This is a genomic window from Haloarcula montana (assembly GCF_035666295.1).
Classification (GTDB): Archaea; Halobacteriota; Halobacteria; order Halobacteriales; family Haloarculaceae; genus Haloarcula; species Haloarcula montana.
Genome location: NZ_CP142027.1, coordinates 2,668,274 through 2,689,220 on the forward strand (window position 1 = coordinate 2,668,274; position 20,947 = coordinate 2,689,220).

Sequence of the window (20,947 nt, forward strand, 5' to 3'; positions counted from 1 at the left end):
ACTCAGACCCGTTGCTGGATCTCCTGGCGCAACACGTCACTGACCGTGTCTCCGTCGGCCTTCCCACGGAGCGCGCCCATACACTCGCCCATGAGCGCCGAGAACGCGCCCATCCCCTCGGCTTCGATCTGGTCGCCGTTCCGTTCGACGACTTCGACGACGGCTTCGCGGACCTCGTCCTCGCTGACACCACCGAGGTCCTCCTGCTCGACGGCCGCTTCGGCGGTCAGATCGGGGTTCTCGGCCAGTGCGGTCAGCAGGTCCTCGATACCCTCGCGGGGAACGTCGCCGCCGTCGACCAACAGTAACGTCGCCCGCAGGTGATCGTCGGTCAGGTTCTCGACCGGCACGTCGTCACGGCGCAGTTCAGTCAGCGTCGACTCCAGCACCCCGGCAGCGAGCGTCGGATCGACGCCCTCGTCGACGACGGCCTCGAACAGCGGCCAGCGCTGGCCGTAGGCGACCTGTTCGGCCAGTCCGGCGTCGAGTCCGTGGTCGGCCTCGTAGCGTTGGACTTTCTCGGTCAGCAGTTCCGGTGTCTCGACGTCGGTCACGTCGGGTTCGACGGGGGGAACGTCGGTCTCCGGGTACATCCGCGCCGCGCCCGGGAGCGGACGGAGATACCGCGAGGTGGCGTCGTCGCTGGCGTCGCGGGTCTCCTCGGGGACGCCCTCCATCGCCGTCTCGGCGCGCTCGGCGACGGCGTCGATGGCGAGGTCGGCGGTCTCCGGATCGTCGGCGACGATGGCGACGGCATCCTCCGGGTCGGCACCGACGGCCTCCCGGAGGGCTTCGACCTCGGCCTCGGTGACGCCGTAAGCCGGCAGTTCGTCGGTGTGGAAGATGCCGCCGGCGCCATGGCGCTTCGCGTGGTCCGAGAGTTCGGTACCGAGCCGTCGGTCGGGTTGGATCTCCCGGCCGACCAGGCCGTCGAACCCCGAGAGCAGGACCGCCTTCACCGCGCCGCCGTCGTCCAGCGCACCGCGGACGACGCCGGAGTCGGTATCCTCGAAGACCTCGGTTACGTCTTCGGGGTCCCCGACTGCCGCGCCGCGCTCGTCGAGTTCGTCGACGATCTCCAGCAGTTCGACCTGCCGGCGGACCTCGTTGCGGACGATGTCGTCGATGTCGTCGAGGCTCTGGACGCCTTTCAGTTCGATGCGGGCGCCCTCGGCGATGGAGACGTTGACGTCCTGGCGGATGGTCCCCAGCCCCCGCTTGACCTGGCCGGTCGAGCGTAGCAACATCCCGATCCGCTCGGCGGCCTCGCGGGCCTGTTCGGGCGAGCGGATGTCCGGTTTCGTCCCGATCTCGACCAGCGGGATGCCGAGCCGATCCAGCGAGAATCGGACCCCTTCCTCCGTTTCCTCGATCCGCTGGCAGGACTCCTCTTCCAGAAGCATGTCTTCGATGCCGACATCCCCCTCGCTGGTCTCGATCGTGCCGTCGTTGGCGACCAGCATCGACCGCTGGAATCCGGTGGTGTTGGAGCCGTCGACGACGATCTTGCGCATGACGTGGACCTGGTCGACGACGTTCATCTCCAGTAGCTGTGCGATCTCTAAGGTCGTCTCCATGGCCTCCCGGTCGACCCGGTGTGGCGGTTCGTCGTCCTCCTCGACGAGGCAGGTCGAATCGTAGGCCAGATACTCGAACTCGCGGTCGACCATGCTCTCTTCGAGGGCCGCCTCGTCGATCTCGCCGAGTTCGCTCTTGGTCGGGTGGAGGTAGCGGCTGAACTGCCGGTCGGACTCCTCGGGCTCGCGGATCCGGGTCGGACAGTTACAGAACAGCTTCGTGGCCGTATCGAGTTGCTGGTGGATCTCCAGCCCCGCGACCAGGCCGAGTGCCTCGTAGTCGTAGTCCTCGGTCATTGAAGGGCAGTCCGTGACCGGGGGCAAAAAAACGCACCCTTCGGCGGTCGCGACCGGGGGCTTTTGTCCGCCCAGGCCGACGGTGTCGTGTGCGCTGGCCGCTCTTGACCGTCGTCTGCCTCTCGTTGCTGGCCGGCTGTAGCGGCATCACCGGCTTCGGTGCGACCGGCGCTCCCGAGACGACGCCCGCGCCTGTCCCGGCGGCCACAGAGCAGACCACGACGCCCAGTGCCCCGCCGGGACTCGACGATTCCGGGCTCGACGGCGTCAGTGTCCTCTCGAACAGCCACGAACGGGCGCTGGAAAACCGATCCTACACGTTCATCGAACGGTACACGATGACGACGATCCGCGACACCGGCCGACTCCGCGTCTCGCGCAACGAGACGACCTACGTTGAGGACGGGCGCAACTACCGCCACGACCTCGAACGGAGGCGTCTCCTCCCGAACCGGACCGTCGAGCGCTACGAGCAATCGATGTACGGCGACGGCGGAACCTGGTACGAACGCCGCGACGACGGGACCGTGACCTACTACCGGGGTGACCTGCGGTTCTACCGGGACGAGTTCGCCGGCGAGGCCGCGTTCTACGTCGACCAGTACGTCAGCGCGACCCGGAGTTGGACCCGCCGAGTCCGACGGAACGGGTCGCTGTACTACCGCGTCACCGGCGTCGGCGGGACCCCACCCGGAATAAGCCAGGCGGAGTCGTACCGGTTCAGCCTGCTGGTCGCTCCCGACGGCTTGGTCAGGGAACTCCGCGTCCGCTACACGACGACGGTCGGGTCACAGCGAGAAACGGTCGGCTACCAGTTCTGGTACGAGGATGTCGGCTCGACCACTGCTCCGGCTCCCTCCTGGCTCGACGAGGCCCGACACCAGGCCCGCAATCGGTCGACCGGGTCCGGGACCTGACGGTCGAACTGCCCGGGCCGCCTACTCGTCGCCGAGGATACCGCGCTCGGTCATCTTCGCCGGGTCGAGCACGTCGTCGACCTCGTCCTCGTCCAGATACCCTTCCTCCAAGACGACCTCACGGATCGTCTTGTCTTCCGCGAGGGCCTTCTTCGCGACCTTGCTGGCCTTGTCGTAGCCGATCGCGGGGTTGAGCGCGGTCGCCAGCGCCATCGACTGTTCGACCCGTTCCGCACAGTGGTCGGCGTCGGCCTCCAGTTTGGCGACGAACTTCTCGGCGAAGACCTCGCTCCCGTTGGCGATCAGCCGGGCGGACTGCAGGAAGTTCGAGGCCAGGACGGGCTTGTAGAGGTTGAGGTCGATCTGGCCCTCGGCGGCGCCGGCAGAGACCGCGGCGTCGTTCCCGACGACCTGCTTGTGGACCTGGTTGACCGCCTCGGCGACGACCGGGTTGATCTTTCCGGGCATAATCGAGGAGCCGGGCTGGTTCTCGGGCTGGTCGATCTCGCCCAGGCCGTTCCGTGGTCCCGAGGCCAGCAAGCGGAGGTCGTTCGCGATCTTGTTCAGCGAACCCGCGACCGTCCGAAGCGCGCCGTGGGCCTCCGACATCGCGTCGTGGGCGGCCTGTGCCTCGAAGTGGTTGTCCGCTTCGTGGAACTTGAGGTTAGTCTCCTCGCTGATGTACTCGGCCGCCAACCCGGGGAAATCGGGATGAGTGTTGAGGCCGGTCCCGACCGCGGTGCCGCCGAGCGCGAGTTCGGAGAGGCGACTGCGGGTGTCCTGGACCCGCGAGATCCCCTTCTCGACCTGGGTTCGGTAGCCCGAGAACTCCTGGCCGAGCGTGATCGGGGTCGCGTCCTGCAGGTGTGTCCGCCCCGTCTTGACGACGTGTTCGAACTCGGACTCCTTCGCTTCCAGTGCGTCGCGAAGGGTCTTCAGTCCCGGAAGCACGTCCTTTTCGACGGCCTCCAGTGCGGCGACGTGCATCGCCGTCGGGATGACGTCGTTGCTCGATTGACCGAAGTTGACGTGGTCGTTGGGGTGGATCTCGCGGGTTCCGATCTTGCCGCCGTACAGCTCCGTCGCGCGGTTCGAGATGACCTCGTTGGCGTTCATGTTCGAGGACGTGCCGGAGCCGGTCTGGAACACGTCGACGGGGAACTGGTCGTCGTGGTCGCCGGCGATCACTTCGTCGGCCGCCTCGACGATGCAGTCGGCTTTGTCCTCAGGGATCAGCTCTAGGTCGCGGTTCGCCTGTGCGGCGGCCTTCTTGACAACGCCCAGCGCCCGGACGAACCGCCGGCCGAACGTCGTCTGGCTGATCGGGAAGTTCTCGACCGCTCGCTGTGTCTGTGCGCCCCAGTAGGCGTCCGCCGGGACCTCCATCTCACCGAGACTGTCCTGTTCGGTCCTGAAGTCGTCGCTCATACGTCTAGGCGGTCCGCGCCCCCGGTCGTAAAAGCCTCCGGTAGCCGTCGATCGACCCGGCGTGAGTAGCTGTCGGGAGCTGGTCCACACGAACGCTGTTTGGCCGGCTGCTCCGTCACGGAGTCCGTCCGTCGAGGTCCTGTCGGAGAAAGTCGGCGGTTCGCCGATCGAACGGGCTCTCCGTCCGTAGTGTTTGTTTATTTACTCCCTCCCGATGACGATAACGATTTATCCACACAAACTGCCGTATTCGTGCTCGACAGCCGTTCTACGGCCGGTAGACGTGCATGAATATTCGGAAGCATTAAGTGACACGTCTATCCAGCTAGTGTGAGTTCGACTCCACGGTGACGACCATGACCGACGCTCCGTCTTCGTGCCTGTCTCCCGCCTCGCCAGTCCTCCTGTCGAGGCAACCGGGCAGTACCCGACCGGAGCGCGTGATGGGACCGACGGACTTGGCAGAACTCACGATCGCACCCTGGTGGACTGACGGCGATGGCAACGGTGCGGTCACGCCCGAACCTGGCAACGAACGGGCAGTTCACGCACGTCTCGCAGGCCGCCCGAATACGGTCGGCGGGTCGTTCGACGGGACAGCGGGCACGAGATCGGCCACGGATGGCAACGGGGACTGTGTGGCCGTCTGCGCTGTTTCCCACACCTGCTCCGCTCCGCCGACGCTAGATACACCGGCTTTCGGTGTTGGGCCGGGCGAGTCGAGACATGCGGCGAGACACGACTGACACAACCAAACCATGCGCGAGATACTCAGCAGACTCACAAGCGCCGGAGAGCGGCTCCGGTCGGTGGTACAGGGCGATGAACCGAACGGCAAACAGGTGGCGACCGACGGTGGGAAAACGACGACACAACAGGGACAGGACATGCTGCGCAACCGGCTGCCCGTCCAGTGGGAACTCATCGAGTCGTCCCCCTTCTGGCTTCCACCGCTCTTTCTGGCCGGACTGTTCGTCTACGGTGCGATCTTCTGGAACCTCATCATCTCGTTGACCGAATGGGGTGGACTGGGCGACGCGGACTACTCCCAGCTCGATTTCAGCATGTACTCGCGGATGGCGGGCGACCCGACGTTCTGGCAAGCGACCCAGAACACGCTGGTGTTGCTCGTCGTCTTCACGGTGCTCTGTCTGGTCTTGGGACTGCTCATCGCGATCCTCATCGACCAGAACATCCGGTTCGAGAACACGTTCCGGACGATCTATCTCCTGCCGATGAGCCTCTCGTTCGTCGTCACAGCGACGCTGTGGGCGTGGATGTTCAACGCCTCCAACGGGGTTCTCAACACGTTCCTCAGGGCACTGAACCTCGAAGGGGCAGTTATCTCACTGTTGAAACCGGCGGCGGTCCAGGCGACGACGATCCAGTGGCTCTCTTGGTCGACGACGGCGCTGGGCGCGGTGATCTTCGCACTGCTGTGGCAGTTCAGCGGCTACGCGATGGTCGTCTTCCTCGCGGGCCTCCGTGCGATCCCGGACGAACACTACGAGGCCGCACGCGTCGACGGCGCGTCGACGGTCCGGATGTACATGCGGGTCATCATCCCGCAACTGCGTGCACCGGCGGTCTCGGCGTCGGTCGTGCTGATGGTGTTCGCACTGAAGGCGTTCGACTTCATCTACGCACTGCGCGGTGACCAGCCAGGGGCGAACATCGACATCCTGGCGACGATGATGTACCGCGAGGCGTTCACGGGCGGCAACGAGTGGGCCTACGGGTCCGCGATCGCGATCGTCCTGTTCGTCCTCGCATTGCTGGTGATCGCACCGTATCTGTACAGCGAGTACCAGCGGGGTGAACTATGAGTACACAGGACGCAAGCCCGCTCGATTCGATACAGGAGTATCTGAGCAGACGCACCGCGCTGTACGCCGTCCTGCTGACTGGCGTCGTCTTCTACCTCGTTCCGGTCGAGGCGGCGGTGATGACGATGTTCAAAGCCGACGCGTTCGTCAACACCGAGCCGTACCTTCCGCCGGCCCCGAGCCAGTTCTCGCTGGACTCGACGATGACTGCGATCGACACCATCGCGCCCGGGATCTGGAACTCGATCCTGATGGCCGTCCCGGCGACGGTGCTGTCGGCCGTGTTCGGGAGCCTCGCGGCGTACGGCTTGACGACCATCGACTGGAAGGGTCAGGTCGGCGTCGTCGTCCTGATCATCGCCGGGATCTTCATCCCGTACCAGGCCGTCCTGGTGCCGATCAGCACGTTCTGGTACCAGGTCGTCCCGAGCCTCGCCGAGGGAATCGTCGGGGTTGTCCTGAGCGGATGGGAGTACCCGGTCGGCAACGGTGGATTACAGCTGATCCAGCTGACGATCACACACGTCGCCTACGGAATCCCGATCTGTACCCTGCTGTTCCGTGGCTACTACCAGGCCATCTCCGACGAGATGATCGAGGCGGCGCGCCTCGACGGCGCGAGCGCGTTCAGCATCTACAAGAACATCATCTTCCCGCTGTCGTATCCGATGTTCGCCGTGACGCTCATCTACCAGTTCACCCAGGTCTACAACGACCTGCTGTTCGCACTCGTGTTGCTGAACGATCCGAACACCCAGGTCGCGACGCAGCGACTCGTTCGGCTGACCGGCGGTGTCCAGCAGGACTTCACGCTCACGATGGCCGGGGCGATCGTCGCGGCGTTCCCGACGCTGGTCGTGTACATCTTCTTCGGTGATCGGTTCGCGAAAGGTGTCGCATCATAGGAGGTCCAACTAATGTCACATCTCACACTCGACGACGTAACGAAGATCTTCCACGACGACGACGAAGGCGAGATCGTCGCGGTCGACGACGTTTCGATCGACATCGAGGACGGCGAGTTCGTCTGTGTCGTCGGCCCGTCCGGTTGCGGGAAATCGACGACACTCCGGATGATCGCCGGCCTGGAGGACATCACCTCCGGCGAGATCCGCCTGCAGGGGAACGTCATCAACGATCTTCCCCCGGCACGGCGCGGTGTCGCCATGGTGTTCCAGTCCTACGCGTTGTACCCGCACATGACTGTTCGGGAGAACATGGCGTTCGGGCTCGAACAGTCGACGGATCTCCCCGACGGGGAGATCGATGACCGGGTTACCGAGGCGACCGATATCCTGGGTATCCACGATCTCATCGACCGGAAGCCAAACGAACTCTCGGGCGGCCAACAACAGCGTGTCGCGCTGGGGCGGGCGATCGTCCGGGACCCCGAGGTATTCCTGATGGACGAACCCCTGGCGAACTTGGACGCGAAGCTCCGGGCGGAGATGCGGACCGAGCTTCAGCACCTCCAGGAGGAACTGGACGTCACGACCGTCTACGTGACCCACGACCAGACGGAAGCGATGACGATGTCCGACCGCATCGCGATCCTCAACGACGGGAAACTCCAGCAGTGTGCGACCCCGCTGGAGTGTTACCACGAGCCCGGCAACCTCTTCGTCGCGGGCTTCATCGGCGAGCCCTCGATGAACTTCTTCGACGTCGAGCGCCAGGGATCGACGCTGGTGGCCGATCGCTTCGAGTACGAACTGAGCGAACAGACGGTCGATGCCTTGCCCGACACAACGTCTCTGACGCTGGGAATACGCCCCGAAGACGTTGAGATCGTCGACACGAAACTCGACGAACACGACTACGACGCGGTCGTCGACGTCGTCGAACCACGCGGGAACGAGAACACGGTTCACCTGTCCTTCGAGGACGGCCAGATGGACACGTTCACTGCCACCATCGACGGGATGCACCAGGTCGAGTGGGGCGAAGACGTCACTGTTCGGTTCCCCGAGGAGGCGATTCATCTCTTCGATACTGCCACCGGTGAGGCAGTCAAAAACCGGGACCTCAGCTCCGTCGAGAAGATCGAGTCGGCGGTCTGAGGCGCTATCACGGCTGATATTTCCGCCCGTATTCTTTTCCCCGCCGATACGGTAGCACGCGTGAGCGGAACGAATGACACGGCAGGAGACGGTACTGGTGGTCGGTGGGGTCGACCTGACAGCCCACGGACTCGATCTGTCGACGTGTCGTCTCCGCAGCGTCGACGGTCCGGAGGCGGCGCTCGATGCGATCGAGAGCGGCGGCGTCGACCGGCTGCTGGTCCCGTACGAGACGGGTTCGATCTCCGGGGCCGAACTCGCGGCCGTCGCTGCACGGCGGGCCGGCGTCGGGAGCATCGTCGTCGGGAGCGACGTTCCGGACCACGTCGAGGCGGTCCCGGGGGTCGAGGCGGTGTACACGCCGGCCGAGGACAGTCCGAAACGGACCGGTGACCTGGGGGCACCGAGGAGAGCATCCGGATACCCCGACGGCCCGCCCTCTGTCGAGGGGTCGGACGACTCGCTGACAGAACGGCTCCGCACCGTCCTTTCGACGGGCTGTGATCGGCTCGGACTCCCGTACGGGTACGTCACCAGACACGTGGACGAGGCGGTGGAGGGAGTCGCCGCCGTCGGGGGACAGGATGTCGGGACCGATCCGGTGGCGGCGTCGGGTCAGCCGGGGCCGACAGACCGCGTCGTCGCGAACAGCGACCTCGACGCGACGGATCGGGAAGACGGGGCCACTATCGCGGACTCGGGACTCGCCTGTTATGTCGGGACGGCTCTCGATGTCGACGGTGACTGGCACGGGGCGCTGTGGTTCGGTGACTCGACGCCACGTGAGGCGGAGTTCGGACCGCGAGATCGACAGTTCGTTCGTCTGGCGGGACGCTTGGTATGCGCCGAGATCAGCCGCCACCGACAGGCTGTCGAACTCCGGCGCGGACAGTCCCTTCTCGACCGTATCGAGGAACTGGCGGTTATCGGTGCCTGGGAGTACGACAGTCGCGAGGACACTATCTCCTGGACCGACGGGACACGCCGGATATACGGCGTCGACGACTCCTTCGAACCGACGCGTGCGTTCGTCGAGGACGCCTACGACCCGGCTGACAGGGATCGCGTCGTCGAACGGTTCGAACGCGCACTCGAGACCGGCGAGTCCTACGACATCGAGACGCAGATTCGAGCGGCCGACGGCGAACGGAAGTGGGTCCGCGTACGGGGAGCCACAGCCTCCGACCGATACCTCCGCGGGACGATCCAGGACATCACCGAGCGGAAAGCGCGCGAACACGAACTCGAAACCGCCGCGCGAGCGATCGCGACCGCGGCCGACGCCATCTACGAACTCGACAGCGAAGGTTACATCGAGATGGTCAACGAAGCGGTCGTCGAGATCACGGGCTACGACCGGGCGGAGCTACTCGGCGCACACGTCTCGAAGATCCTCCCCGAGTCCGACGTCGAACGCGCCGAAGAACTGATCGACGAGCAACTGGCCCGTGATTCGCCCGACGTGGTCACGTTGAACGTCCGTATCTGCCGGGCGGACGGCTCGACGCTCCCGGCACAGAGCCGCATCGCGTTGCTCGTCGAGGACGGCGAGTTACGCGGGTCGGTCGGCGTGACCCGGGACATCAGCGAGCAGCGAGCGTACGAGCGGACGCTCACCGAACTCCACGACGTGAGCCGTACGCTGTTGTCGGCACAGAGCAATCAGGAGATCAGCCGGGCAGTCGCGGACGCCGCCGACGAGATCCTCGACATCGAGGCGGTCGGCATCTACCGGTTCGACGAGGCCGATAACGCCCTCCGTCCCGAGGTGGTCCCCGAGACGGCCCGCGATATCGTCGGTGATCCGCCGGTGTTCGGACCGGGTGAGGGACTCGCCTGGGAGGTGTTCGTCAAGGGCGAACCCAGAGTCTACGACGACGTCTCCCAGGAGCCGGGCGTCCACGACGAGGCGACCCCGATCCGGTCCGAGCTGCTGTTGCCGATCGGGGAGTACGGCGTCTTGCTCTGTGGATCGACCGCGGTCGCCGTCTACGACGAACGGACGATCGAACTGGCCGACCTCCTCGTGGCCAACGCCGAAGCGGCCTACGAACGGATGCAACGCGAACACCGGCTCAGAGAGCGCGACCGGGAGCTCAGCGAGCAGAACCGACGGCTCCGGCAGGTCGTCGACATCAACGATCGAATCCGACGGATCGGGACCTCCCTCGTCGGGGCGACCAGCTTCGAGGAGGTCTCCCGGATCGTCTGTGACGGGCTGGTCGAGAGCGACCGGTTCGACCTCGTCTGGGTGGGCGAGTTCTCGACGATCGATACGGCAGTGACCCCACAGTACGAGGCCGGATCGAAACGCGGCTACTTGGACGTGGTCGGGCTCGACGGCGGGGCCGCTCCGGAACCGACGGTCCGAGCGGCAACCGAGCGGGAACCGGTCTTCCTCGACCGGGTCGCGAACCACCTCCGGGAGGAAGAGTGGCAACGCGAGGCCCTCTCCCGTGACTACCGGTCGGTCGCCAGTCTGCCCCTGACATACGAGGGTGTCCCCTACGGAACGCTCTCGGTGTACTCGAACGAGGTCGACATCTTCGGGTCGGAGACACAGACGGTGCTCACAGAGTTTGCTCGAACCGTCGCGCACACGCTCTCGACGGTCGAGCAACGGCGCGCGCTGCTGGACGACCATGCGGTCGAACTGACACTCGGGCTCGACAGCCAGCCGAGGGTCCTCTTTACGCTCGCGGCGACACTCGGGGGGAGAATGGAACTGAAGCGCCTCCGTCCGACGGCGGATGGAACTGTCCTGTACGGGACAGTAACCGGCGTGACCCCCGACCGTTTCGAGGCGGTCTGTGCGGAGCGACGCGGGATCGACCGGGCACGGGTGGTGGGAGCCGACGGCGATACCCTCCGATTCGAACTCACGCTCGATGGCCCCTGTATCGGGACGCTGGTCGCTGACCACGGTGGCGTCTTCGATACGCTGCGAATTCAGGAGGACCACGCCGTCCTCTCGGCCACGTTCCCGACCTCGGCGGGGATCAGCGAGTTCGTCCGGATGTTCACCGACCGGTATCCCAGCGCCGAACTCCTCGCTCGCCGCGAACGCGAACAGCAAGCGGTCGCTACGGAACCGGTCCTCTCGGAGTTGACCGACCGACAGCGGGAGGTGCTCGAAGTCGCCAAACGAGCGGGCTTTTACAGTTGGCCCAGGGAGAGCACCGCCGAGGAGGTAGCGGCGTCGATGGATATCTCGGGACCGACCTTCCTCGAACACCTCCGCCGGGCAGAAGCGAAGGTCGTCGACTCGCTGCTGGACCGTCCGGTCCCGTCAGAGGAGCGGTAAGCCGTACAGTCGGTGCGTTGTGTGGTCGTTTTCACCGTTGAGAACCACGCCCCTCGTATGATAGGCTCCGACGTGTTGACCCCCTCGATAGATTGGGACAGCTGATATGGTACCGACTACCAATGTCTCCACGTATGTGGTCGCTACTGGCGTCGGCCGTCGATCAACCGAGTTCCGAACAGGGAGAGGCCCAGTCGCCCGAACAGACCGGGACCGACGACCGTGACGGCGATGCGGAGGCATTGGTCCGGAGTATTCTCGACGGACTCACGGACCCGACACTCGTCACCGACGCGACCGGGACGATAACCCACAGCAACAGGCAGGCACAGTCGCTGTTCGATGTTACCGAGGCCGACGTCGTCGGTCGACACCCCGAGGAGCTATACGGCGAGGGAAGCACGGTCGAGTCGGTCGTCTCGACGGCGCTTGACGAGGAGCGTGACATCCAGGACCGGACCGGAACGCTCGTCGTCGACGACTCGGAGGTCCCGGTCAGCCAGACGGTGACAGTGCTGTACGACGACGACGGGGACTGTTCCGGGACCATGTTGGTCGTGACCGATATCACCGAGAAGCGCCGCGAACAGCGCCGGAAAGAGCAACTGGAGACGTACCAACAGCAGGCCCTGACGGACCTCCAGGGGAAACTCGAACGCCTCGCCGAGGGCGACCTGACGATCGATCCGACAGTCCCTGAGCCCGACGCCGAGTTCGAGGAGATCCGGACCATCCACGAGGAGTTCGAATCGATGAACGGCAACCTCGGGATGGCGGTCTATAACATCCGCGAGATCGTCGAGACACTGACCGACCAGTCGGAGTCCCTCGCAGCGACCGGCGAGGACCTCTCGGCCTCCGCGGAGGAGGTGACCGCCTCCATCCAGCAGATCGACGCGCCGTCGAGCGAACTCAGCGAGGGGGCGGAGGACCTGGCCGACCAGACCCAGCGGGCAAACGAGCACGTGGACGACCTCTCGGCCTCGATCGAGGAGATCACCGCCTCCATCCAGCAGATCGACGCCCGGGCGGCCGAGGCCGAGGAACTGGCCGGTGACGGAGTTGAGGAGGTCGAGACCGCCGTCGGACAGATCCGCAACGCCACGGACGCGACCGCGGAGGTCACAACCGAGATCGACTCTCTGGAGACCAAGATGGACGAGGTCGGAGAGATCGTCGAGATGATCGCCGACATCGCCGAACAGACGAACATGCTCGCACTGAACGCCAACATCGAGGCCGCACGCGCCGGCGAGGCCGGCAGCGGGTTCGCCGTCGTCGCCGACGAGGTCAAGAGCCTCGCCGAGGAGTCCCAGGCGATGGCCGACGACATCGCAAGCATCATCGCCGAAGTCCAGGACCAGACCGACGAGGTCGTCGGTAGCATCCGGGACGCGAACGCCGAAGTCGAGAACGGCGCCGACGCGGTCGAGACGATCGGCTCACGTCTCCACGAGATCCAGGACCGCGTCGAGCAGACCAGCGCCGGCGTCGGCGAGATCACGAACGCGGTCGAGCAACAGGCGAACAACGCCGAGGAGGTCGCGAGCGTCGTCGAGAACAGCTCCGCGCTGGCAGAGGAGATCACCGCCTCGATCCAGCAGATCTCGGCCGGCCTGGACGAACAGGTAAACGCCACCGATCACGTCGCCGACCGCTCACAGCAGCTCAACGCGACCAGCGAGGAGCTGTTCGAACTGGTCGATCAGTTCCGTCTGGCGGCCGACGAGGACGCAGAGGTCGGCGACATCTGAGCCGTCGGCCCCGCAGCTACGGCCGACTCAGCTCCAGCGGTCCAGCCCGGTTTGGACGACCGACTCCTCGATACGCTCGAACCCGCGCCGGACCTCGTCGGGGTCGACTGCCCACTCCTCGGTTACGAACCGCCGGGCGGCGTCGAGGTCGGGTGTGATCTCCAGATCGAGGTCGTACTCATCGGTGACCGCCGGGTCGAGAAACAGGTTCCTGATCCGGTCGGCGTGTTCGATGTGTTCCTCACGGGCGTCGAGCACGGCATAGAGGTCGCCGTGTTCCTGCAGTTCCGAGATCGCTGTCTTCGGGCCGATCCCGGAGATTCCCTCGTTGAAGTCCGTTCCCATCAGGATCGCGGCGTCGACCAGTTGCTCCCAGGTCAGGTCGTGGCGCTCCAGCGTCGCGTCTAGATCCATCAACTCGGGGTCGCCCTTCGAGGTGAGTTGCCTGAGTGTCAGGGGGGCACCGAACAGCAAGGCGTCGTAGTCCTCTGTCCCAGCGTAATCGACCACACTGGTGCGTGCCATGTAGGCCGCCTGTCCTTCTCCCTCCGCGGGTGCGTCGACGACCGGCACGTCGAGCAGCGCCAGCAGCTCTCGCGTCGTCCCGACGATGGTGTCGGTAAGTCGCTGAGTCCGGGATTCGAGCGTCGCGACCCGGGCCGTGTCGCCGCTTTCTCGGGCGTCTTCGAGCTGGTCTTCGTAGCGTTCGCGCTGTTCGCGTCGTTTCTCGACCTCCTCGTCTTTGAGATCGGTCACCGCGCCGTCGAAGACAAACACCGGTGTGATGTCGTGTTCGAAGAACTTCGGTAGTCCCTGGACGACGCCGATGAGGTTTGCGACCTCCGTCCCGTCCTCGGTCGTGTATTTGTGATCGCTCGTGAACTTGACCGTCGTCGTGAGATATCGGTAGAGCCAGTTGTGGGCGTCGACGGCGACGGTACTCCCACCCAGTTCGTCGAACGACACCTCCTCGATGGCTGCAAGCGACCGTAGATCAGCGTTTCCCATTGGCGGCGGTACGGGTGACAGCGGTTTGAATCCCCCGTCCTGGCCGTGCCAGTCGATCGGTCACCGGTCGACCAGTTCCGGCGGGTCCGAGCCGGTCTTCTCGCGGAGAAACGCCACCTCGGCCTCCGAGAGGTCGCGTTCACGGAACAGGTCGAGCCCTGCCTGGTAGCCGTCGACACAGCGATCGCCGGGCCATTCGAGTTCCAGTTCGCCCAAACCCTGCTCGGTCCCGGTGAAACAGAAGCCAGCACGATAGGCTGCCTGGTAGGAGAAGGGGTTGTTGACACCGATCGTGACACGGTCGAATCCCCGGTTGCTTGCCCGCTCACGGACGAACGCGAGGAGCTGTGTTCCGAGTCCCGCGCCCTGTCGATCCGTGCGGACAGTGACATAGCGGATACAGAGTGTCCCCGGATCGGTCCGGTCCGGGTCGAACGCGGCGGCACCGACCACCGACTCGTCCCGGCAAACGGCCTTCCCCGTCGAACTCATCACGAACTTTCCGGCGTAGGCGAACTGCTCGTGGTCTAACCGAAGCGTCGGCCCGTCCTCGGGCCATCCGAGCAGTTCGTACTCCATACGCGAAACTCGCCGGCGCGTGATTTGTATCCTGGGAAACGGGAGAGAAAAGTACGTGGCTCACGAACGTCGCATATGAGCGTCTCGACGGCCGGTGAGCGTCGTATCGAGCTCTCGACGACGACGGCCATGTTGGCCCTCGGCGATATCCTGGCGATCACCCTGTTTGTCGCCGCTGGCGAGTATACGCACGGATTCAATCCCCTCGTTGATTTCGGTCGGGTCGCCGGGACCCTCGCCCCGTTTTTGATAGGATGGGTCCTGATCGCCGGCGTCAGTGGACTCTACGCGGAGTCGTCGATCAACTCAGTCCGTGGGGCGCTCGGATGGACGTTTCTCGGCTGGGTTCTGGCGGTCGTGATCGCACAGGCGCTTCGAGCGACGGCGGTGTTCCACGGGAACGCGGCCGTGACGTTTGCACTCGTCTCGATCGGTGTCGGCGGGTTTCTGCTCTGCCTGTGGCGTGGGATCGCGTCGCTACTCCTCAGTCGATAAGCGTCGGCTAGGAGACGGATGTCACGGCTCGAATGGCCACGGGAGTCCGGAGTTCACTGGCTCCCGCAGACTGTTCAGAATTATCGGAGTTCGGCTACGTCCAGCGACACTGTCGACTGGACCCATGCCTGGTGGTTCTCCCGGTCGTAGACGACGAATTCCTCGTCGCCGATGTGTAGCTCCGCGTACCGGCGGCTCTCCTCCTCGGAAGTAGCCTCACTCGTGTCGTCCGTGGCGTTCGTACTCATAGGTCTGCGGGGGGACTTGACTCCGGCCCCTCCATTCTCTGGTTGGTCTTCCTGCATAATAAGCCTCTTCCCCCAGTTATCATCTCGGAAAACAGTACGACGGCCGAACGGGTAAAACGGATGTGGCGTTTTCACAACCTGAAAACGGCGAGGAGTGGCTCCGAAACGCCTGTTCTGGTACCCCACCTCAGATAATCCGGTTTTCCGTGCTGATGGATCACCGAACGTAATCGGAACGTAGCCGCGAGAGACGCCCTCTATTCGGTTTCCGGAGAATAAGCACTGCATAAGTTATAGAGAACTACTTGGTATAATTTCTGGAGTATACGACATAGGTACCTGAAATGTTATTCAGTGCCTATGGGAAACAGTTATATACCTATGATCCATAGAATAATTCACTATCATGACGGGTTACTACGATCTTATCCTCGGTCTCATCCCGCTTGCGATGGCTGGAATCACCGGTGGGCTCACGATTTCCGGCGTCGCGTTGACTACCGCAATCCCGATGGCGTCCGTCGTGGCCGTCGCGCTTATCGGGCACGCGATGTTCATCCGTGCGCCCGTCGACCCGACACCCACCGACCCCGAACCGTCACCGGCCGACCCGGTTCAGTCGGCAGACTGATTCCCCGATTTCTTCCACGCTGCTCCGTCCCGTGGCATTAAGACACTCTCGGGCAAACGTCGCTGTATGACTTCTCACTCCAGCGCGCTCTCTCTGACGAGCGAGGAGACCCGTGATCTGGCCACGCCAGCGGCATACGTCGACGCCGTCCGGGAGGGGTACCGCCAACGTGGAGAGGGGGCTCCGGCGGAACCCCGAACCACGCTATTCAACGACGACCCGACCGGGATGTTGACGGGATATCTGGCGATTCTTCCCGACACCGGGGCGATGGGCGGATACACGTACGCCGCCGGGTTCGGCCAGCGTGACGCCCACTTCGCGCTCCCGATCTTCGACGCCGACAGCGGCGAACCACTCGCAGTGATCGACGGCGCCGCGATGAACCCGCTCAAGACTGGGGCGGCCGGTGCCGTCGGCGTGGACGCGCTGGCACGACGGGGTATCTCGGATCTGGCCGTCATCGGAAGCGGTTCACAGGCCCGCGGACAACTGTTGGCGACGGCGACAGTCAGGGATTTCGACCGCGTCGAAGTCTACTCGCCGACCTCCAAACACCGTGAGGCGTTCGCAGCCGAGATGAACGAGCGACTCGACGCGACCGTCGCTGCCGTCGCCAGTTCCGCCGCGGCGATCGAAGGTGCCGATGTCGTTATCACTGCCACTGACGCGTCAGAACCGGTGTTCGACGGCGACCTGCTCGACCCCGGAGCGCACGTTACAGCGATGGGATCGTACCACCCGGAGAAGCGCGAACTGGATACGACGACGATCGAACGCGCAGTCTACGTCCCGGATCTCGAGGCTCGCATCCAGCAGGACGCCGGTGCGTTCATCGCTGCTCGTGAAGCGGGGGTCGTCGACGACGACCACGTCCACGCCGAACTGGGCGATGTCGTCGCCGGGTCCGCCGTCGGCAGGTCGTCACCCGACGACATCACCGTCTTCGATTCCGGGGGAACAGCTATCGAGACGGTTGCTGCCGGCAAGTTACTCTACGACCGCGCCCGTGAGGCGGGACTGGGGACGGAGATCGAGTTCACGCCCGCCAGCGCCGCGTTTCAGGACCTCTAGAGGTACGGACCGAGTCCGAGTGCCTCGACCAGGCTGATCCCGACTGCCGTGGCACCGAGGATGTAGCCGGCGATCGTTCCACCGTTCAACAACGGGAGGCCGGCGTGTGCCCGTCCTTTCAGTACCATCCAGAGCAGAATCGCCAGCCCGACGAAGGTCCCGAGCATCGCTGTCATCGCCGGTAACGGGATTCCCAGCACAGTTCGGACACCTGTCGGTGCGAAAAAGGCTGCACTGGCGACCAACACTGTCGGAATCACCGCGTCGCCCAGCCCGATGAACAGCGCGTCCCGGTCGAGGGGCGCTGTCCCGTCGTCCGCGTCGGCAGCCTCGTCGCTCTCGGTCCCATCGGCGACGGACTCGTCGGTCGCTGCCTCGCTGTCCTCGTCTGCCGTCGGATCGGGTGTCGACGCCTCCAGGAACGAGTACGACAGCGTCAGCGGGATGACCAGAACCACCGGGACTTTAAGATCCATCACGCCGGAGGCCAGGGTCAGCATGTGTTCGGTCCCGTAGACGCTGATCGCGTCGTAGACCGCGAGGACCGTCAACAACACCAGTGCCGGAAGGATTCCGAAACTGATCCCGAACAGGCCAGCCGCTGCCGCCCCCATCACGGCCCCCGCGGCGTCGACGACGTACCACTCCGGATAGAACAGCAGGCCCAATCCCAACAGTGCCGAACAGCCGACTGCCAGGACGTTGACCCCGCCTGCGGTCACGAACGGGGGGACGAGTTCACGGAAGACGTACAGCGACAGCCACGCGCCCGAGAGGATGATGAGTCCGCGGATGAACTGGTCAGCGTCGTACCGAAACGCCAGCAACATCACCGCCGTCGCGATCAGGATGCCGCCGATGTAGAGGACGCTATTGGCCGGGTCCGACGGGTCCTCGACCGCCTGATAGCCGGCCGACTTGAACGGCTCGACCAGTGCCAGCGATCCGAGTTGGACGAACAGGAAGATGAGGGCGATGAGTCCACAGCCAGCGGCGACACGCCAGCGCGTATCCATGGGCCGTACTCCGTCGGCGTTCGATTTGAGGGTTACGAACCCGCGCGTCAGCGGGCGTACACTGCCGTTCCGACCAGGCCAGGAACGTGGGTCTTCTCGGTGGGCGAAACCGCGACGAACGGCCGCTCAACCGGGCCGAACACGTCCACGACGGTTCCGACGACCGTCAGCTGTTCGTCGAGAACCTCCGTCCCGAGGGCGGCGTAGCTGTCGTCGGGCGAACGCACGACAGCGAGCCCCTGTGCGACCCGGACCACCTCACCGAGGCGTCTCATTCCCGGAGGACCTGGAGGTAGGCCGCGACCGCGCCGAGCAGATCGCTCTTGGTGGCGTCGTCGGCGTTCTTGACCAGGACGTATCCGCGTTGCTCGTGCTCGCGGGGATACGACTTCTCCCGTTCGATCACCGCGTCGTACCCGACTTGCTGGACTGCCTTCGCTATTTCGTCGACAGTCGGCTCCTCGATGGCGAGATCCAGCGAGACGCGACGACCGTCGCTCCGGGAGCACCGGGCGTCGAACGCCGCCGGCCAGATGACGTTTTCGACCATATTTGGTGTGATCTCCGGGGCCTTATGTGCTTTTCCGACGGCCACCGATCTGTTGGATCGCCTCGTTTGAATCGGAAATAAAGTATGTAGACTTACAATGCATGGTGTCAAACAGAGCAGGAGAATGGTGAACAAAGCTGCGTTCGTGGTGGGTATCATCGTCCTCCTGGCTGCAGTCGGTATCGGTGTCCTCATCGGGATGCAAATCGGCGGTGCGTCCGGATCAGGTGTCGTCTCGCCCGGCGAGGAGACGCCGGCACCGACGAGCGAGCCCACGGAGAGCCCCACGGCGATGCCATCGACAGCGACCGGAACGCCGACGCCGACCATGACGGCACAGTATACGACCGTTCCTACGCGGTCGTTCAACGAACAGAACATTACCGATCACGTCCTCCAGTACATCAACGCCGAACGACAGGCGGCGGGGCTCGACAACCTCTCTGCCAGCGGTGCCACGTCGGAGCAACTCCGCCAAATGGCCGGCAGCCACAGTGAAGCCATGGCCCGCGAGGGGCGGGTCGTCCATACGATCGACGGCCAGTCAAGCGCCGATCGGTACCGGAACAACAACCTCTATGGGCGCTGTGAGATGCGATCGGATGGCGGCGGCTACATCGAGTCTGCGGACAACAACCGATTCGAAGCGATCGGCAAGACGGTCGCCGGACAGCCCTATACCGACAAGGGCCAGCGTCGGTTCCACGGCAACGACACGCAGGTCGCCCGCGCGTTGGTCGAGGATTGGAACAACTCGGACATCTACCGCGACCGGTTGACCCTGGAGAACGCGAACCGCGTGGGGATCGGGGTCCAGGTCACGAACACGGGCAACGTTTACGCGACGGTCAACGTCTGTAGCTGATCGGCCTGTCTTCTCCGGGCCATCGCTACGCCTCTCGTAGTGCCGCTCTCCGACCATCGTACAGACGACTTTCCTTGAAGCGCGTGTGCGTGACCATCGCCAGCTGTCACACGAGGCGGCGCTGGACCGTCCTCGGCGTCGTCGGGTTCCGGAACGTCGACCGTCATCAGGGTCTCCGACGACCGCTCCGGACTGATCGCGGTCGTCGACATCGGGTGTGGCGTCTCGGAGCGACGGTCAGCATGTGGTCCACCGCCGTGGGCGTACTATACTACCAATTGAAACGAGTTACACACCGATCGCACTGCAGTCGTGCGGTCGGGTGTGCATTGGTTTTCAATGGCTACTATATCAGTGCGTGGCCGCTGACCGTCCAGCCGGTCCCCACCTCAGCGATACAACCCGGCCGAGATCGTACTGATCAGCGAACTCTCGGCTCCCATCTGTATACTGAAACGACATCTAGCCGGTTCGATTCCGTCAGGAGAGTCGTGTCGCTCGGCGGTGAAAAACGGGACGTGTCGGGCCGGATCAGCTACCGCTGGAGCCGTTCTGTTGGTCCGCAACCCACTGGTCGTATTCGTCCTGTGGCATCACGACGATCTCGCCGAGCATCTGTGAGTGGCCCGAGCCACAGTATTCGGCACAGTAGAGCTGGTAGGTCCCGGGGTTGTTCACGTGTGTCCTGATCCGGTTGTGCTGTCCGGGGAAGGCGTCGGCTTTCAGTCCGAGCCCGGGCGCGTGGAACGCGTGGAGCCAGTCCCTGGAAGTGACATGTAATACCACGTCCTGATTGGCAGGCATCCGGAGAGTCGTCGCCGAGTTCACGTCGGCCTCGCTCTGGTAGCTCGACCCGTTGTAGTAGAACGACCAGCCGTACCGGTAGGCCTGGACCTCGATGTGTTCGGTCTGTTCAGGGAGGTCGGCGCCACTACCCGCCTCCGCAGTGACGTACGGACTCGCCATCACTTGATACGAGGCCACGCCGACGAACAGCAGGATAACGGCCGTCGCGACGGTCCAGGTGATCTCCAGCCGGCGGTTCTCCATCGTCGGGAGCGGTTCCTCCTTGTTGCGGAACCGCCAGACGGTGTAGATCAGGATCCCCTCGACCAGAACCGTGATCGGGAGAGCGACGTACAGGAGGTTCTGGTTCAGTCCCCAGATGAGGTTTTCCGTCGTCGAGTCCGCGGTCTGGGCAGCGGCCGGCTCGGCGATCAACGCGAGCAACGCGACCCCGAACAGGGCGGCCAGACCTGCGCGTTTCCGAGTCATATCGCCGGCTTAGGATTGTCCATGTAAATAACTGCTGACTCAC

At 64.4% G+C, this 20,947-nt stretch carries 19 protein-coding genes; 10 read left to right on the plus strand and 9 right to left on the minus strand.

Annotated features, from left to right (window positions below; genetic code table 11):
• Positions 1–2: 2 nt before the first annotated feature.
• Positions 3–1,874: a Glu-tRNA(Gln) amidotransferase subunit GatE gene (gene gatE, locus VJ109_RS14180; protein WP_324757594.1), complete on the minus strand. Its 1,872-nt coding sequence runs from the start codon at positions 1,872–1,874 to the stop codon at positions 3–5.
• Positions 1,875–1,963: 89 nt separating this feature from the next.
• On the opposite strand from gatE, the gene VJ109_RS14185 reads away from it, so the two are divergent.
• Positions 1,964–2,791: a DUF7537 family lipoprotein gene (locus VJ109_RS14185; RefSeq protein WP_324757595.1), complete on the plus strand. Its 828-nt coding sequence runs from the start codon at positions 1,964–1,966 to the stop codon at positions 2,789–2,791.
• A gap of 21 nt (positions 2,792–2,812) precedes the next feature.
• Here VJ109_RS14185 and VJ109_RS14190 read toward each other — a convergent pair whose 3' ends face one another.
• Positions 2,813–4,219, minus strand: coding sequence for a class II fumarate hydratase (locus tag VJ109_RS14190; RefSeq protein ID WP_324757596.1), 1,407 nt, complete (start codon positions 4,217–4,219; stop codon positions 2,813–2,815).
• Positions 4,220–4,977: 758 nt separating this feature from the next.
• On the opposite strand from VJ109_RS14190, the gene VJ109_RS14195 reads away from it, so the two are divergent.
• The 5 genes from VJ109_RS14195 to VJ109_RS14215 all read left to right on the plus strand — a co-directional run bounded on the left by VJ109_RS14195 (position 4,978) and on the right by VJ109_RS14215 (position 13,163).
• Entirely contained in the window at positions 4,978–6,045 is a 1,068-nt protein-coding gene (locus tag VJ109_RS14195; RefSeq protein ID WP_324757598.1) for a carbohydrate ABC transporter permease, read from the plus strand.
• Positions 6,042–6,950, plus strand: a complete 909-nt coding sequence (locus VJ109_RS14200) for a carbohydrate ABC transporter permease (RefSeq protein WP_324757599.1) — start codon at positions 6,042–6,044, stop codon at positions 6,948–6,950. The genes VJ109_RS14195 and VJ109_RS14200 overlap by 4 nt, the downstream gene beginning before the upstream one ends.
• Positions 6,951–6,962: 12 nt before the next feature.
• On the plus strand, positions 6,963–8,105 hold the full coding sequence (locus VJ109_RS14205; protein WP_324757600.1) for an ABC transporter ATP-binding protein: 1,143 nt from the start codon (positions 6,963–6,965) through the stop codon (positions 8,103–8,105).
• A gap of 73 nt (positions 8,106–8,178) precedes the next feature.
• Positions 8,179–11,409 (plus strand): GAF domain-containing protein, encoded by a 3,231-nt coding sequence (locus VJ109_RS14210; RefSeq protein ID WP_324757602.1) that lies wholly within the window; start codon positions 8,179–8,181, stop codon positions 11,407–11,409.
• Between the two features lie 122 nt (positions 11,410–11,531).
• A complete protein-coding gene (locus VJ109_RS14215) occupies positions 11,532–13,163 on the plus strand; it encodes a methyl-accepting chemotaxis protein (RefSeq protein WP_324757604.1) in 1,632 nt (543 codons plus the stop codon).
• Positions 13,164–13,190: 27 nt separating this feature from the next.
• Here VJ109_RS14215 and fen read toward each other — a convergent pair whose 3' ends face one another.
• Both fen and VJ109_RS14225 read right to left on the minus strand, forming a co-directional pair.
• Positions 13,191–14,171, minus strand: a complete 981-nt coding sequence (gene fen / locus VJ109_RS14220) for a flap endonuclease-1 (protein ID WP_324757606.1) — start codon at positions 14,169–14,171, stop codon at positions 13,191–13,193.
• Between the two features lie 60 nt (positions 14,172–14,231).
• Positions 14,232–14,750, minus strand: coding sequence for a GNAT family N-acetyltransferase (locus VJ109_RS14225; protein ID WP_324757608.1), 519 nt, complete (start codon positions 14,748–14,750; stop codon positions 14,232–14,234).
• Positions 14,751–14,825: 75 nt separating this feature from the next.
• Between VJ109_RS14225 and VJ109_RS14230 the strand changes: the two genes are divergently transcribed.
• Positions 14,826–15,245, plus strand: coding sequence for a DUF3054 domain-containing protein (locus VJ109_RS14230; RefSeq protein ID WP_324757609.1), 420 nt, complete (start codon positions 14,826–14,828; stop codon positions 15,243–15,245).
• A gap of 80 nt (positions 15,246–15,325) precedes the next feature.
• Here the strand turns inward: VJ109_RS14230 and VJ109_RS14235 are convergent, their stop codons facing one another.
• Positions 15,326–15,493: a DUF7331 family protein gene (locus VJ109_RS14235; RefSeq protein WP_276221840.1), complete on the minus strand. Its 168-nt coding sequence runs from the start codon at positions 15,491–15,493 to the stop codon at positions 15,326–15,328.
• Between the two features lie 406 nt (positions 15,494–15,899).
• On the opposite strand from VJ109_RS14235, the gene VJ109_RS14240 reads away from it, so the two are divergent.
• Positions 15,900–16,124, plus strand: a complete 225-nt coding sequence (locus VJ109_RS14240) for a DUF8015 family protein (protein ID WP_324757611.1) — start codon at positions 15,900–15,902, stop codon at positions 16,122–16,124.
• A 66-nt stretch (positions 16,125–16,190) separates the two neighbouring features.
• Complete coding sequence (locus tag VJ109_RS14245; RefSeq protein WP_324757612.1) at positions 16,191–17,198, plus strand: ornithine cyclodeaminase family protein; 1,008 nt, start codon at positions 16,191–16,193, stop codon at positions 17,196–17,198.
• Here VJ109_RS14245 and VJ109_RS14250 read toward each other — a convergent pair.
• The 3 genes from VJ109_RS14250 to srp19 are packed head-to-tail and all read right to left on the minus strand — an operon-like array spanning position 17,195 to position 18,764.
• Positions 17,195–18,214, minus strand: coding sequence for a presenilin family intramembrane aspartyl protease PSH (locus VJ109_RS14250; protein ID WP_324757614.1), 1,020 nt, complete (start codon positions 18,212–18,214; stop codon positions 17,195–17,197). The genes VJ109_RS14245 and VJ109_RS14250 overlap by 4 nt on opposite strands.
• 47 nt (positions 18,215–18,261) lie before the next feature.
• Entirely contained in the window at positions 18,262–18,489 is a 228-nt protein-coding gene (locus VJ109_RS14255) for an H/ACA ribonucleoprotein complex subunit GAR1 (RefSeq protein ID WP_324757615.1), read from the minus strand.
• Entirely contained in the window at positions 18,486–18,764 is a 279-nt protein-coding gene (gene srp19, locus VJ109_RS14260) for a signal recognition particle subunit SRP19 (RefSeq protein WP_324757617.1), read from the minus strand. The genes VJ109_RS14255 and srp19 overlap by 4 nt, the downstream gene beginning before the upstream one ends.
• Positions 18,765–18,888: 124 nt before the next feature.
• Here srp19 and VJ109_RS14265 point away from each other — a divergent pair, with 124 nt between their 5' ends.
• Positions 18,889–19,629 carry a CAP domain-containing protein gene (locus VJ109_RS14265; protein WP_324757618.1) on the plus strand — a complete coding sequence of 247 codons (741 nt, stop codon included), beginning with the start codon at positions 18,889–18,891 and terminating at the stop codon, positions 19,627–19,629.
• 531 nt (positions 19,630–20,160) lie between these two features.
• On the opposite strand, the gene coxB is transcribed toward VJ109_RS14265, so the two are convergent.
• Positions 20,161–20,904, minus strand: coding sequence for a cytochrome c oxidase subunit II (coxB, locus tag VJ109_RS14270; RefSeq protein ID WP_276221827.1), 744 nt, complete (start codon positions 20,902–20,904; stop codon positions 20,161–20,163).
• Between the last annotated feature and the right edge of the window lie 43 nt (positions 20,905–20,947).

What these genes read in the sequence shown, in the direction of transcription:
- gatE (WP_324757594.1), bottom strand. Translation starts at nt 1,874, where the DNA reads ATGACCGAGGACTACGACTACGAGGCACTCGGCCTGGTCGCGGGGCTG.
- VJ109_RS14190 (WP_324757596.1), bottom strand. Translation starts at nt 4,219, where the DNA reads ATGAGCGACGACTTCAGGACCGAACAGGACAGTCTCGGTGAGATGGAG.
- VJ109_RS14195 (WP_324757598.1), top strand. Translation starts at nt 4,978, where the DNA reads ATGCGCGAGATACTCAGCAGACTCACAAGCGCCGGAGAGCGGCTCCGG.
- VJ109_RS14200 (WP_324757599.1), top strand. Translation starts at nt 6,042, where the DNA reads ATGAGTACACAGGACGCAAGCCCGCTCGATTCGATACAGGAGTATCTG.
- VJ109_RS14205 (WP_324757600.1), top strand. Translation starts at nt 6,963, where the DNA reads ATGTCACATCTCACACTCGACGACGTAACGAAGATCTTCCACGACGAC.
- VJ109_RS14210 (WP_324757602.1), top strand. Translation starts at nt 8,179, where the DNA reads ATGACACGGCAGGAGACGGTACTGGTGGTCGGTGGGGTCGACCTGACA.
- VJ109_RS14215 (WP_324757604.1), top strand. Translation starts at nt 11,532, where the DNA reads ATGTCTCCACGTATGTGGTCGCTACTGGCGTCGGCCGTCGATCAACCG.
- fen (WP_324757606.1), bottom strand. Translation starts at nt 14,171, where the DNA reads ATGGGAAACGCTGATCTACGGTCGCTTGCAGCCATCGAGGAGGTGTCG.
- VJ109_RS14225 (WP_324757608.1), bottom strand. Translation starts at nt 14,750, where the DNA reads ATGGAGTACGAACTGCTCGGATGGCCCGAGGACGGGCCGACGCTTCGG.
- VJ109_RS14230 (WP_324757609.1), top strand. Translation starts at nt 14,826, where the DNA reads ATGAGCGTCTCGACGGCCGGTGAGCGTCGTATCGAGCTCTCGACGACG.
- VJ109_RS14235 (WP_276221840.1), bottom strand. Translation starts at nt 15,493, where the DNA reads ATGAGTACGAACGCCACGGACGACACGAGTGAGGCTACTTCCGAGGAG.
- VJ109_RS14240 (WP_324757611.1), top strand. Translation starts at nt 15,900, where the DNA reads ATGACGGGTTACTACGATCTTATCCTCGGTCTCATCCCGCTTGCGATG.
- VJ109_RS14245 (WP_324757612.1), top strand. Translation starts at nt 16,191, where the DNA reads ATGACTTCTCACTCCAGCGCGCTCTCTCTGACGAGCGAGGAGACCCGT.
- VJ109_RS14250 (WP_324757614.1), bottom strand. Translation starts at nt 18,214, where the DNA reads ATGGATACGCGCTGGCGTGTCGCCGCTGGCTGTGGACTCATCGCCCTC.
- VJ109_RS14255 (WP_324757615.1), bottom strand. Translation starts at nt 18,489, where the DNA reads ATGAGACGCCTCGGTGAGGTGGTCCGGGTCGCACAGGGGCTCGCTGTC.
- srp19 (WP_324757617.1), bottom strand. Translation starts at nt 18,764, where the DNA reads ATGGTCGAAAACGTCATCTGGCCGGCGGCGTTCGACGCCCGGTGCTCC.
- VJ109_RS14265 (WP_324757618.1), top strand. Translation starts at nt 18,889, where the DNA reads ATGGTGAACAAAGCTGCGTTCGTGGTGGGTATCATCGTCCTCCTGGCT.
- coxB (WP_276221827.1), bottom strand. Translation starts at nt 20,904, where the DNA reads ATGACTCGGAAACGCGCAGGTCTGGCCGCCCTGTTCGGGGTCGCGTTG.